Raw genomic sequence first — 12783 nt, 5'->3', positions numbered from 1 at the left:
TTGTCTGCTGCTGGTCGTCTTGGGACTCGTCGCCTGCGGCGGCGATTCTCCGACGGCGCCGACCCGGCGGAACCCGAGGACCCCCACGACCCCGACGACCCCGCCCACGGGCACTCTGACGGCTACGTTGTCTAGTATTCAGACAGAGCTGTTCAATCCGTCGTGCGTCGGGCACCACGGCCCCTCCGTGACTGAGGCCGATCTCGACATCTCGGAGGGTCGCTCGTTCGAGAATCTCGTGAATGTGATGAGCACCCAGGTGGGATTGGACCTCGTCGAACCGGGCGATGCAGAGAACAGCTACCTGATTCACAAGCTCGACGGCCGGGCGGGGATCGTCGGCGCACGAATGCCCCCGAACGGTCCCTTCATCACGGACGAGGCGCTCGACATCATCAAGCGGTGGATCAACGACGGCGCACGGGACAATTGATTCTCGGCCGGCCGCGGGGCACTGCGGGCGGTCGGGCGGACGCCGCTGCAGCCTGTCGCCGAAGAGGATGGCTGCCAGGGAGGCAAAGGTGAAGGGACACTCCGGTTGGCTGGTGGGGACGACGCTGCCATTGCTTCTGCTGCTCGCGCCGTACACGGCCACCGCATCCGACGACTGGCCGCAGTTCCGGGGACCCGAGGGGACGGCCGTGGTGGCCGACGACCCCGCGCTCCCCGAGATCTGGAGCGCAACGGAGAACGTAGCCTGGAAGACGCCGATCCCGGGTCGGGGATGGTCGAGCCCCATCGTCCGGGGCGATCGCGTCTTCGTGACGTCGGTGGTCGCCGAGGAGGACTACCAGGGTCCGCGGCCGGGGCTGTACCTGCCGGAAACCGGCAACGAGACACCGCCCGATCCGCCGCCGGGCACCCATCACTGGATGGTGTTCTGCCTCGACCTGGAGAGCGGCGCGCTCGTCTGGCAGCGCACGGCGCATTCCGGCCTCGTCGCGTCGACCATCCACCCGAAAAACTCCTTCGCGTCGGCCACGCCGGTCACCGACGGCGAGCGGGTCTACGCCCTGTTCGGCAATCTCGGCCTGTTCGCCTACGACCTCGACGGCAACCTCGTCTGGTCCCGCCCGGTGGAGCACCACATGGATCAGTGGGGATGGGGCGCCGGCTCGTCGCCCACCCTGCTGGACGATCAGGTGCTCGTGATGCACGACAACGACGAGGAGTCCTACCTGGCGTCGTTCGACACGGCCACCGGCGAGCAGAACTGGCGGGTAGCGCGCGACGAGGTGAGCGCCTGGTCGACGCCGTTCATCTGGCGCAACGACCTGCGCACCGAGATCGTGACGGTCGCCAAGACCCAGGTGCGGTCGTACGACCCGTCCGGCAAACTGCTCTGGTGGTTCGCGGGCCGCATGACGAACGTGACGGTGCCGACCCCGATCCCGGGCGACGGGATCCTCTACGTCAGCTCCGGCTACGTCGGCAACAACCACCGGCCGGTCTACGCCGTGCTGCCGGGCGCCGAGGGCGACATCACCCTCGGGCCCAATCAGCGCGCCAACGAATACATCCGCTGGTACCAGCCGCGCATCGGGTCCTACAACCCGTCGCCGCTGCTCTACCGGGGCATCTACTACACGCTGCACGACCGGGGGTTCTTCACCGCCCACGACGCGCGCACGGGCCGCACGGTCTACGACCGCGTCCGCATCGAGCGCGGCGCGACCTTCACGTCGTCGCCCTGGGCCTACAACGGCAAGATCTTCGCCCTGAGCGAGGACGGCGACACCTACGTCATCGCGGCCGGGCCGGACTTCTCGGTGCTCGGCAAAAACGTCCTCGGCGAAATGGCGCTCGCTTCCCCCGCTGTGGTGGGGCGCACCCTGCTGCTGCGCACAGCGTCGCACCTGTACGCCGTCCGGCGGTAGATGGCGGCGATGAGCTCGCTGGCCGATGTCTTTCCGCGTGCTGAACCGGATGCGCGACGAGCGAATCGTAGCGCAGTACCCCGTAGGCGGCGCGACCGCTGTCCTGTTCTACGCCGACCGGGAGCGCCTGCGACGGATCCTGACCACCCACGCCATCGCGGCGGAGATCCCGAACGATGCCTGATCACCTGCCGGCCGAGGTGAAGGACCTCCTGCAACGAAAGCGGCGTTGGCACCGGGAGCAATCGAAGGCGCCCCTCCAGGAAAAGGTACGTATCCTCCTGGAGTTGCAGCGGCAGGATCTGCCCCTCCTCGCCCGCCAACGCCCGCTCCGACCGTGGGAGCGCCCGTGGGACGTAATCCCGTAGAAGCGGATGCGATCCGGCGCCGGAACCGCGCTCCACGCGGTCTACGGAACGAATGCCGGGGTCCGCACAAGCACGTACGTGACGTGACCGCCATCCGGCACCAGGTAGCCGTGCGGCGTTCGCGCCGGGATATGGAGCACGTCGCCGGCCGCTACCGGATGACGTTCACCACCCGCGATGCCGCTGCCCCGGCTGCCGTCCCGGTCCAGCATCTCTCCGCCCACCAGTAGGCTCCCGGCACCGCTCTGAATCAGCACCACGTCGATGATCTCGTCGTGGATCTCCGGCACCCCATCCGCATCGCGGTGGATGAAGCGGAAGCGGTGGGCGCCGCTCGGGTTGCCGTAGTCGGCCAGCGTCTCGCGGGCGGAGCGGTCCGGGCGAATCCTGGTCGCCAGGGCCGCGTTGCGCCGATCCAGCTCCGCCGCGCTCCACATCGCGAACCCCGGCGGCTCGAAGTCGAGCACCGGTGTGTCGGCGCGCGCCACCGGCTCGCCGGTGAACGCCGGGAGCCTGACCAGCACGTAAGTCAGGTGGCCGCCCTCCGGCACCAGGTAACGGTGCGGCGTGTCCGCCGGAATATGGGCAACGTCACCCGCACCGACCGGATATTCCACCCCACCGGCTATGTCACTTCCCCGGTACTCGCCGTTGGCGCCGGCCCGGTCGACCATCTCACCGCCGACCACGAGCGTGCCCGCCCCGCTCTGGATGAACACCACGTCCTCAATGTTCGCGTGCTGCTCGGGCATGCCATCGACATCCCGCCGAATAAAGCGAAACCGGTGGGCGCCGCCCGGGTTGCCGTAGTCGGCCAGCGTCTCGCGGGCGGAGCCGTCCGGGCGTGCCTGCTCCGCAAGAGCCGCGTTCCGTTGCGCGAGCTCCGCCGCGCTCCACATGACGAATCCAGGCGGCTCGGTCTGCGCGGCGCCGAGAGCGGGGAAGATCATGATTGCAGCAAGAACGCGGTGAAGAAGCGTCTGAATCGTCATTGAGGTTTCCTGTTCCGGCTCCACTCGTACGTGCAGACCGTCGACGCCGTTACCCGTTCTCCGCCTTCAGTATCCTCCGTTATAGTAGGTACTCTCGTCCAGCACGTCCCTACATGCCTGCAGCAGGTCGTCTCTGCGAGAACGAGTGAAGAAGCTCCCGACAACACCGCTCATCGGGTTCAAGCCAAACCCGGGGTTCGTTCTTGTGCCAATTCTTACAATATGCTCCTTGGCTTCTTCGTCCGTCGCAGCCGTTATACCTTCGTCACGTAGAATGCGCTCAACTTCCAGGGCGACGGCGAGAGGACACCAAGTGCGGCTCACCGGATCATAGTTGCACCCGTCAACGACCATGGGATCGCCAGACTCCACCGACTCGACAAGCACCGTCAACTGATTCCGGTTGAGCTGTTCGATCCCTTTTCTCAGGGCCATGTAGCGCGGATCATCTCTAGAGCTATGGTGTCTTTCTGACATATCACATACCCTCCATCCTGGCCTCTCAGTCCATCTCTAACCCATCACCAGCATTGCCACGATACTACCAACAACACTGATAACGAAAGTAATCACTCCCGTAACGATATGCGGGCGGGCCTTGATCAGCTTCTCGGCCCAGCCATCAGAGATCCCCTCCGGGTCCGGTCTACGGGTCTCACCCTGGCACTCTCCGTCAGTCTGACAGAAAACGACCGCACAAAAAGGGTATCCCGGTTCGAGCGGAATACTTCCAGTGCCGGCATTAAACACGGTGATGTAAAGCGTATCGCTGTAATTTGGATCTACCTTCAGGTTAGAAACAATGAGGCCCTTGGACGCCAAAGAAGCCCGAGAACATATGAAGCCCAGCACTTGAGGACCAGTCGTTATATGTTCCATTGTTTCAAGAACAACGCATCGTTCGGCTTGAGGACGAAGTCTTCGTGCACTTTGTGAACGGACGCACCGCCCCTCTTTACGTGAACGCCCTTTATCGAGAGATCGCGGCTCATTCCGCCCGCACCGGTGTACTCGAGAACCCTCAATTCCCCATCAGGTTTCTTTTCTCGTATCTCTACATTGTGCGTCGCCCACTCAGATGTCCTGATGAATGTCAAGTCTCGCGTCCTCCCATCTGGTCAGTATAGTATCCGAACACCGAATCAACCAATCTGCCGTGCGGGAGCGTTCAGGAAGGAATCACCGGCGAGATCACGCAGCGGTTGCCGGAGACGTTTCCGACCGATGACAGTGCGGGGCTGCGGCGGAAGTGCGAAGCGCGACCAACGTCGCCTAGCCACACATTGACCTCAGCGAGAATGGACTTCGCGGTCGACGTCATCTTCGTCGAGGAGCCGCTGGGCGCGACCGCCTCTCAGTCGACGCAGAATGGGCCCCGTGGCGCCGCTAACGAGCGGGAACACGCAACCGTCGCCGAGCTCTGATCCGTCGAGCGTCGAACCACCCGCCACATCAGCCAAGCGCTCATCACCCGCCAAATGATCCTTCCAACCCATCGCGCACGAGGTCTTGCTGCGGCCGCCCCAAAGAAAAAGCCCCGGGCGGTGGTCGAACCGGACCAGCCGCCCGAGGCGTTTGCTGTAGTTCCGTGCAAGAGCGGCTAACGCACCTGCGGCTGCGCCTTGGCAGCCTGGTCGGACTTCTCCTGCTTCTCCTCGGGCTTGGCAGGCTGCGCCGGAGGCGGCTGCGGCTGCTGCGCGGGCAGCGAGTACTGGTCGATGAGCTCCGGCCGCGGCCCGGCCGTGGAAATGCCGGCGCCGTCCATCAGGAACGTGACCACCTCGATGGTGGCGCGCGACGGCCGCGGGAGCCCGCCACGGAACCCCTCGGCGATGAACAGCGGCGTGCGGCCCTGCTCGTTCGGCTGCGTCCAGACGTGGATATCGGCTCCGTAGTCGGCGAGCTGCTGCACCACCGTCGGGAAGCTGGCGAACGCGGCGCCGTGCACCGCGGTGTCGCCGTTGTCGTCGACGGCGTCGAGGTTGGCGCCGAGCTCGACCAGCAACTCGACCGCGTCACGCGCCTCGGCCTCCGAGCCGGCTTCCTCCTCCGGCGCCGTGGTGCCGAGCCCGGCTGCCGCCATCAGCGGCGTGGAGCCCTCGACGTTCGGAATGAACGGGTCCGCACCGAGTTCCAGCAGCAACTGCATGAACGGCGCGTCGGCCCTGTCCGCGGCCATCAGGAACGCCGTTGCTCCCTCCATGCCGAGCCGCGACGCGGTGTGCGGCGGACGGACGGCGCTGTTGAGCTGCAGGTTGACGTCCGCACCCAGATCCGCGAGCTTGCGCACGAACTGCAGCCCGGTCAGGCTGCCGGACCCGATGGGCGGCGGGTCGCCGCGGTCGCTTGCATCCGGCTTCCTCACCCACGACATCGTGTGCAGCGGAGCGAATCCGCTGCGCTGGTCGTTCGGGTCGGCGCCGGCCTCGATCAAGTCGACCGCGAGCTCGAAGTGGCCATTGCGGACCGCAAAGAGCAGCGGGCTCATGCCGTCGTCGATCGGCCGGTAGCTGGCGTTGTTGACCGCAGCGTCAGGACCGTCCTTCACGCGTTCGAGGACCGCGTTCACATCCACTCCTGCCTCGAGGAGCCGGTGCACGACGTCGATGTTGCCCTCGCGCACCGCGAAGAACAGCGGTGTGAACCCGGACCTCAGAGACGCGTGCACATCCCCGCCCGCGTCGAGCAGGGCATTGACGATGCCCAGGTGCCCCTCCGAGGCAGCCCACATCAGCGCGGTCTGCTCCCGCCGCTCGCGAGCATCCGGGTCGGCGCCCGCGGACAGCAGCGCCTTCACCGCGGCGAGGCTTCCGGTGCGCGCCGCGGTCATCAGCACCGTCTCTCCGCCCAGCAGCGCCACGTTCGGGTCGGCCCCTGCGTCGAGCAGGAGACGCACGAAGTCGGCGTTGCCGTTGGTGGCAACCAGCGACAGCGCCGGCACGCCGTAGCGGTTCACCGCGTTGGCGTCGGCGCCCGCCTCGAGCAGCAGCCGGGCCGTATCGAGGTCGTCGTGGTAGGCCGCCCAGTGCAGGGCGGTCGTTCCGTCGACCTGCGGGGCGTTCACGTCCGCGCCGTCGGCGAGCAGGGTGCGGACGATCTTGCCCTGCCCCTGCTCGGCCGCGTCTGCGAGGGTGGTCTCCTCCGCCGCCGTGGCCGCACCGGCCGCGGCGAGCGTCAGGACGGAGAGTCCAGCGATCAGTCGTCGCCAATCCATGTGTCGTCTCCCGTCACTTCCAGGTGACCGAACCACCGCTAGACCGGCACCGCGTCGACCAGCCTCTCGATCCGGCCGTCGCCGTCGCCGAACGAATCCAGGTGCACGCCCACCCGGTCGAGCAGCGTCAGATGCAGGTTGCCTAGCGAGACACCCTTGTCGTAGCGGATGTGCTGCCCGCCGTTCATGCCGCACGCGGCACCGCCGGTCACCAGGATCGGCAGGTTCTCGTGGTCGTGCAGACTGGAGTTGCCCATCCCGCTGCCATACATGTAGACGGTGTTGTCGAGCAGCGACCCGTCCCCGTCCGGCGTGTTCTTCAGCTTCTCGAGGAACTCGGCGAACAGCGACAGGTGGAACGTGTTGATCATGGAGATCTTCAGCAGCTTCTCCGGATCGTTCCCGTGGTGGCTGGTCGGGTGGTGCGGGTCCGGCACCCCAATCTCGGGATACGTGCGGTTGCTCAGCTCGCGGGTGAGCTGGAAACTGACTACACGCGTGATGTCCGCCTGGAAAGCGAGCGCCTGCAGGTCGAACATGAGCCGCGCGTGATCCGCGAACGAGGCAGGAACCCCGACGGGGCGATCCACGTCAGGCATCTCGTTGTCGATGGCGCTGTTCTCCGCCCGCTGGATCTGCCGCTCGATCTCGCGGACGCTGTCGATGTACTGGTCGACGCGCACGCGGTCGGCCGCCCCCACCTCGCGCTTCAGGCGCGCGATGTCGGCGCTGAACGAATCGAGCAGGCTGCCTCGGCTCCGGAGTGCCGCCTGCCGCTCGGCGGCCGTGCCGCCCTCGCCGAACAGGCGCTCGAAGACGATGCGCGGATGCGCCTCGGACGGCAGCGGCGTGGTCGGCGACGACCACGACAGGCAGTTCTGGTAGACGCAGGCGTAGCCGTTGTTGCACACCCCGGCGAGCGGGTTCAGGTCCATCGACAGCTCCAGCGAGGGAAGCTGCGTGTCCCGCCCGATCTTCTTCGCCGCGATCTGGTCGACCGTCGTCCCCAGGTGATAGTCGGAGCTCTCGGTGTGCTTGGCGTAGGCCGCGCTGAGGAATCCGGAGTTCGACGTGTCGTGCGTCCCCGGATACGAGAGCTGCAGCTCAAGGTTGGTGACGACCGTCAACTGCTCCTTGACCGGCTCGAGCGGACTCAGTATCGGGGTCAACTGCCCCAGGGGCCCGTCCTCGGCCGGCGTCCAGCGCCCGTGGTCGCATCCCATCGGGATGAACACGAAGCCGAGCCTCGACACCGGACGGGCCGGCGTGTTGGCCAGCGCGGTCGCCGCGGGCACCATCGCGTCGAGCAGCGGCAACGCCAGGGTGGCCTGCAGCCCGCGCAGGAAAGTACGCCGCGGGAGGGCCTTCTTCGTGATGATCATGACGATCTCCTCATCTGGAATGGAACGCTCTTGACGATTTCCACTACGAGCGACGACAGGCGGTAACCGTCCTGCTCGGTGGCGCGCAGGATCCGGCGAATGGTCGGCTGGTCGTAGTACTCGACGCCGCGCCCGAGCGCGAACGTGAGCAGCTTCTCGGCAATCGTGCCGGCGAACAGGTCGGTGCGGGTCAGCAGTCCCGCTTCCAGGCCGTCGATCCCGTTGAACTCACCCACCAGGGGCAGGCCCCCGGAGACGTCGATGGACGCGGTGTCGCCCTCGTGATCGCGCCAGCGGCCGACGGCGTCGAAATTCTCGAGCGCGAAACCGACCGGATCGATGGTGCGGTGACAGTTCGCGCAGACCGGGTTGCTGCGGTGTGCGGCGAGCCGCTCCCGCATCGGCAGGTTGGCGACGACCTCGTTCTCTTCGAGCGCCGGCACGTTCGGCAGCGGCGGCGGAGGCGGCGCACCGAAGATGTTCGACAGCACCCACACGCCGCGGATCACCGGCGAGGTGCGCGTTGCGTAAGAGGTCACCGACAGGATGCTGCCGTGCCGCAGCAGCCCGCCGCGCCGGCTCTCCGGATCGAGCTGCACGCGGCGGAAGCGCGTCCCGTACACGCCGGGAATGCCGTAGTGCTTGGCGAGCCGCTCGTTGAGGAACGTGTAGTCCGCGTCGAGCAGCTCCGCCACGCCGCGGTCCTCGCGCAGCACGCTGTCGAAGAAGCGCTCCGTCTCCTCCCGCATCGCCCGGCGCAGGTTGTCGTCGAAGTCCGTGAACAGGCGCGGGTTCGGGCTGACGGAGACCAGGTTGCGGAGTTGCAGCCACTGTCCCGCGAAGTTGCTCGCGAGGTTGTAGGAGCGCGGATCGGCCAGCATCCGGCGGGTCTGCCGCTCCAACTCGTCGGGATTGCTCAACTCGCCGCGAACCGCGGCATCGAGGAGCTCGTCGTCCGGGACGCTGCTCCACAGGAAAAACGACAGGCGGGACGCCAGCTCGAGATCGCCTATCGGGTACGCGCCGCCGGCGATGTCCAGCGGATCCAGCTCCACGCGGAAGAGGAACTCCGGATTGATGAGGACCGCGCCGAGCGCTTTCTCGATACCGCTGTCGAAGTCGCCCGCCGCGCGCCCTTCGCGGTAGAAGGCCAGCGGCCCTTCGAGGTCCTCCACGGAAACGGGCCGGCGGTAGGCGCGGCGCATCAGGGTCGAGAGGATCTCCCGCGCGCACGGTTCTTCGTCGGCCGACCCATCCGGCCGGCAGACGAAGATGCGGTTGCGGCTCGGCGTCTCGGTCGCGCCCTGCGGCGCGTACGGTCCGGTCACCGTCACCTGGTAGACGGCGGGCGTCTGCCGGGGATGCCGGGTCTCGTTGAAGTGCGACTGCAGGGGCTGGCGCTCGGTCTCGGGCACCGAGTCTCCGTCCCGCGCGAACGTCACGCCGAGCTGGTGCGGACCGGCGGCGACGGGCACGCGTACCTTCAGGTTCCGATCCAGCAGCGTGTCGTCGTTGCCTTCCGGCCGCGCGATCGTGAAGCTCGCTATCGGCATGCGGTCGAGCAGGAACTGCAGCTCGTGCGACCGCGGATCGCGCAGGCCGCCGATGTTGCCGCTGCGATTGCGGGCGAGGAGCACCTGTATGTCGTACTGTCCGTCCTGCGGGAAGGTGTGCGACACGACCACGCCGCCCCGCGTGCCGATCGGCAGCCCCGGCACGTGCGCTTCCTGCGTGGTGTCCGGAGGCACGCGGATCACGGCGCTCTCGACGGATTCCTGCTGCGCGCCGACGGCCAGCCGGCTGATCTTGCGCGCCGCGGAGATGTAGCGGTCCAGAAGCGCCGGCGAGAGATTCCCCACCGTCACGTTGTCGAAACCGTATCCGCTCTCGTCCGGCAGCAGCAGCGTGGTGGCGTCGATGTCCAGCGCCAGCAGATCGCGGATGGAGTTCTGATACTCGGTGCGATTGAGACGCCGGAGCGTCTCCGTCCGACCCGGATTCGGATTCGCCTCCGACGCGGCATCGAGCGACGTCTCCAGCCACTCGAGCATCGCCTGACGGGCCTCGGCGGGCGGCTGCGGCCGATTGGACGGCGGCATGGTGCCGGTGCGCAGCTTCTGCACCACCTTTTCCCACGTCTCGGCACCCTCGGCGACGTGCAGCGTATCGAGTTCCTGCAGGGTGAGACCCGCTGTCTCGAGCCTGTCGTTGTGGCAGGTCACGCAGTAGCGGTTGAGCAACTGCCGGCTGTCGGTCGCACCGGCCGGCACCTCGGCTGCCGCCGGCGCGCCGGCGCTCGCCGGCGGCGAAGCCGGCTCCTGTGCGGAGAGTTCGGCGGGCAAACCCGCCGACGCCGCCAGGACCAGCCCCGCGTACAGGATTCCGATCCTGGGGATGCACTTCCGCATGCTGTGAGTCATCCGCGCATTGTAGGTTTCGACCCGGTGAAATTCAAGGAAGAAGTCGCAAGCGTCGGCGTCTATCTGGCTTCGCCGGTGCGCTCCTGCGCCCGGTAACCGGCCAGAATGCCCTCCATGCCGAGGTTACCCTCGTGGCAGGCGTATTCGAACAGCGGATCCTCGCTGCGTCGGAGCGGAATCATTACCGTCCAGGGACGAGTCCACGTAGTGGAGTCCTCGAACGTGACCTCGTAGTTGAGCGTGTCCGGTCCGACGCGCGTGAATCGCTCCACAACAGTCAGATCCTCGGACGCGCCCCAGAAGGCCCCCAGGCGCGAGTAGTTCTTCGTCTCCACCACCAGGGTGTCGCGTTCCCAGCGGCCGCGCGAATCGCCGTGCAACTGCCGGATCCGGCTGCTCGGGTGCGGCGGTCCGTCAATCGGAATCACGCGCGCGTCGTGGATCATCTCCATCAGGACCACCGCGTAGTCGCGACTCTGAAAGATCTGGTAATAGCTGTTGTAGCCGGCGAAGAGCGACGGCACGCCGAACGTGATGCAGCGCTCGCTCAGCGGCCGGTCGACCCACGAGTCGGCCTTTTCGGCTATGGGCGCCGGGGGCTGTCCGCGCCCGACGCGCTCGGCGTCCGGCGTCCGCGCCGGAATGCGCCCGTCGGGAGGGTCGACAATCAGCGAGGTCCGGTTGTCGAAGTCACGCTCCACCAGCCAGAACTGGTTGTAGTTTCCGGTCCCCGCATCGTACGACTCGACGTCGGTGATCCCGGCCAAGGCCGCCAGCGCCAACTGATCGCCGAAGACGGCGTCGAGGCCGCTCGCCGTGACGTCGGCCGCGGCCGCCCTGAACGCCGCGAGCTCCTCGTCGGTCAACCGGGACCGGCCGGCCCACACCTCCGGCCGCTCCAAGGGCGTCGCACTGTTGTTCGCCCAGACGCCCTGCAGATCCGGGTAGCCGTCGGGGGTTCGGGGGACTCTCCACTCGTCAGCGGCCGGTTGCGCCCACACCAGGGAAGGGGCGAGCATCGTCAACACGACGGCCGCTCCGACGCCGGCAACGACAAACCGTCCAGCCATCGGTACCCTCGCTTTCTCGACCGTCCGCTGTCGTGTCCGGCGCGCCCGGACCGTTCCCTACGGCACTGGAATTCCGAGCCCTGCGGCGCTGACTTCCGAGCTCTCCGCTGCAACAGACTGCCGCGGCCGGGTCACTCCGGGATCGTGTAGTCGGCCGCCCACTCGTGGACGCCCCAATGAATGACCAGCCGACCGGCGTCAGCCGTTGCCGGCACGAGAGCGGCGCCGAGCGGGCGGGTGTCGAGCCCATCCTGCGAATAGGCCAAGTCGATCTCGGCGGCGTCGAAGGCCGGATCGTGCTGCGTGCCCCACGAGTCCGCCTCGTGGTTGAAGACGAGGCGCCACCCGCTCCCGCTCCGCTTCAGCCACAGGCCGTACGAGCCGGCAAACCCCGGGGCGAGATTGCCGGTCGGAAGCGTCACGTCGCCGAAACGTAGCGGGGTCTCGTTCCGGAGCCGAATTACCGCCGCGCGCGTCAACCTCACGACTTCTCCCTCAGCCAGCGTCTCGACCCCGGCGAAGTCCTCGAGATCCGCGCTCTGCTCCTGCCAGAAGAGCACCGCGAGGCGCGCGTCGCCCGGCAACTCGACGGCCGATTCGTGCCTCTCGGAGAGCCGCAGGAAGCGGGCGCCGGCGCTCGTGTCGGAGTCGAACCGAAGCGATTCCGTCTCGTTGGCAACGCGAGGGCCCTCGTCCTCCTCCGGTTCTTCCCCTTCCGTTTCGTCCCCCTCCGACTCGACGACAGCCGCGTTGGCTTCGTCGCTCTCCTCCGCCAGCTCCGGCGCCTCTTCCTCCTCGCCCTCGTCGGGTTCCGGAGGATCGGCGAAGCGGAAATCGGCCGCCCAGCGGTGGTCGCGCCAGCGCAACACCAACTGCCCGGTGGACTCCCCGGTGGGAACCAGCGCGGCAGAGAAGGCCTCCTGCATGCCCGCGGCCGCACGGGCCAGCGCGACCTGACCGAGCACGGTCGTGTCCCGCCCGGCGGCGTCGGCGTCCGCGCCCGCCTCGTGCCCGTCTTCCCCAGCGTCGCCCGTCTCGTCCCGGTCGGCGTCCGGTTTCCCCCGCAGGTCGACCGACCAACCGCCGGCGGTGCGCGCCAGCCACAGTTCCAGGGTCTTCGTGGCGGGGTCCGGCGACTCGCTGCCGCCGGGCTGCGAACCGTCGAGCGTACCGATGCGCAGCCGCGGCATGGCCTCGATTTCGCCGACGCGGACCCGCGTGCTCGACGCGGAATCGTTAGCCGTCAACAGCCCCCGATAAACGGGGTCACCGGCGTCGAGTCCCGGCTCGAAGGAGACCGCGACCGGGCGCAGGTTCAGGGTGAGCTCCGTGCGGACGACGTCCACCGGCGCGGAATCGGCACTGCCCTGCTGGGCCCCGGCGGCAACCGGAACCAGCAGGCACGCGCCGAGTCCGCACACCAGCAGACCTGACTTCGTCGAAGACATCGGCTATCCGTG

Annotated in this window: 12 protein-coding genes; 3 read left to right on the top strand and 9 right to left on the bottom strand. The window is 67.5% G+C overall.

The window, feature by feature from the left end:
* Positions 1-187 precede the first annotated feature (187 nt).
* The 3 genes from F4X11_09290 to F4X11_09280 all read left to right on the top strand — a co-directional run bounded on the left by F4X11_09290 (position 188) and on the right by F4X11_09280 (position 2245).
* Positions 188-433: a hypothetical protein gene (locus F4X11_09290; GenBank protein ID MYN65208.1), complete on the top strand. Its 246-nt coding sequence runs from the start codon at positions 188-190 to the stop codon at positions 431-433.
* A 67-nt stretch (positions 434-500) separates the two neighbouring features.
* Entirely contained in the window at positions 501-1877 is a 1377-nt protein-coding gene (locus F4X11_09285) for a PQQ-binding-like beta-propeller repeat protein (GenBank protein ID MYN65207.1), read from the top strand.
* A gap of 176 nt (positions 1878-2053) precedes the next feature.
* On the top strand, positions 2054-2245 hold the full coding sequence (locus F4X11_09280; GenBank protein MYN65206.1) for a hypothetical protein: 192 nt from the start codon (positions 2054-2056) through the stop codon (positions 2243-2245).
* 41 nt (positions 2246-2286) lie between these two features.
* On the opposite strand, the gene F4X11_09275 is transcribed toward F4X11_09280, so the two are convergent.
* From F4X11_09275 to F4X11_09235, 9 genes are all read right to left on the bottom strand, one after another.
* Complete coding sequence (locus tag F4X11_09275) at positions 2287-3237, bottom strand: cupin domain-containing protein (protein ID MYN65205.1); 951 nt, start codon at positions 3235-3237, stop codon at positions 2287-2289.
* Positions 3238-3303: 66 nt separating this feature from the next.
* Positions 3304-3672 (bottom strand): hypothetical protein, encoded by a 369-nt coding sequence (locus F4X11_09270; GenBank protein MYN65204.1) that lies wholly within the window; start codon positions 3670-3672, stop codon positions 3304-3306.
* 78 nt (positions 3673-3750) lie between these two features.
* Entirely contained in the window at positions 3751-4116 is a 366-nt protein-coding gene (locus tag F4X11_09265) for a hypothetical protein (GenBank protein MYN65203.1), read from the bottom strand.
* Positions 4104-4334: a hypothetical protein gene (locus tag F4X11_09260; GenBank protein MYN65202.1), complete on the bottom strand. Its 231-nt coding sequence runs from the start codon at positions 4332-4334 to the stop codon at positions 4104-4106. The genes F4X11_09265 and F4X11_09260 overlap by 13 nt, the downstream gene beginning before the upstream one ends.
* 503 nt (positions 4335-4837) lie before the next feature.
* Positions 4838-6451: a hypothetical protein gene (locus tag F4X11_09255; GenBank protein ID MYN65201.1), complete on the bottom strand. Its 1614-nt coding sequence runs from the start codon at positions 6449-6451 to the stop codon at positions 4838-4840.
* A 38-nt stretch (positions 6452-6489) separates the two neighbouring features.
* A complete protein-coding gene (locus tag F4X11_09250) occupies positions 6490-7833 on the bottom strand; it encodes a DUF1552 domain-containing protein (protein ID MYN65200.1) in 1344 nt (447 codons plus the stop codon).
* On the bottom strand, positions 7830-10241 hold the full coding sequence (locus F4X11_09245) for a DUF1592 domain-containing protein (GenBank protein ID MYN65199.1): 2412 nt from the start codon (positions 10239-10241) through the stop codon (positions 7830-7832). The genes F4X11_09250 and F4X11_09245 overlap by 4 nt, the downstream gene beginning before the upstream one ends.
* 71 nt (positions 10242-10312) lie before the next feature.
* Positions 10313-11323 (bottom strand): hypothetical protein, encoded by a 1011-nt coding sequence (locus F4X11_09240; GenBank protein ID MYN65198.1) that lies wholly within the window; start codon positions 11321-11323, stop codon positions 10313-10315.
* Between the two features lie 131 nt (positions 11324-11454).
* Positions 11455-12771 carry a DUF2911 domain-containing protein gene (locus tag F4X11_09235; GenBank protein MYN65197.1) on the bottom strand — a complete coding sequence of 439 codons (1317 nt, stop codon included), beginning with the start codon at positions 12769-12771 and terminating at the stop codon, positions 11455-11457.
* Between the last annotated feature and the right edge of the window lie 12 nt (positions 12772-12783).

It is taken from the genome of Acidobacteriota bacterium, assembly GCA_009861545.1.
Taxonomy (GTDB): domain Bacteria; phylum Acidobacteriota; class Vicinamibacteria; order Vicinamibacterales; family UBA8438; genus WTFV01.
Note: the sequence above shows the minus strand (reverse complement) of the source record. Positions and strands in the feature narration are given on the sequence as shown.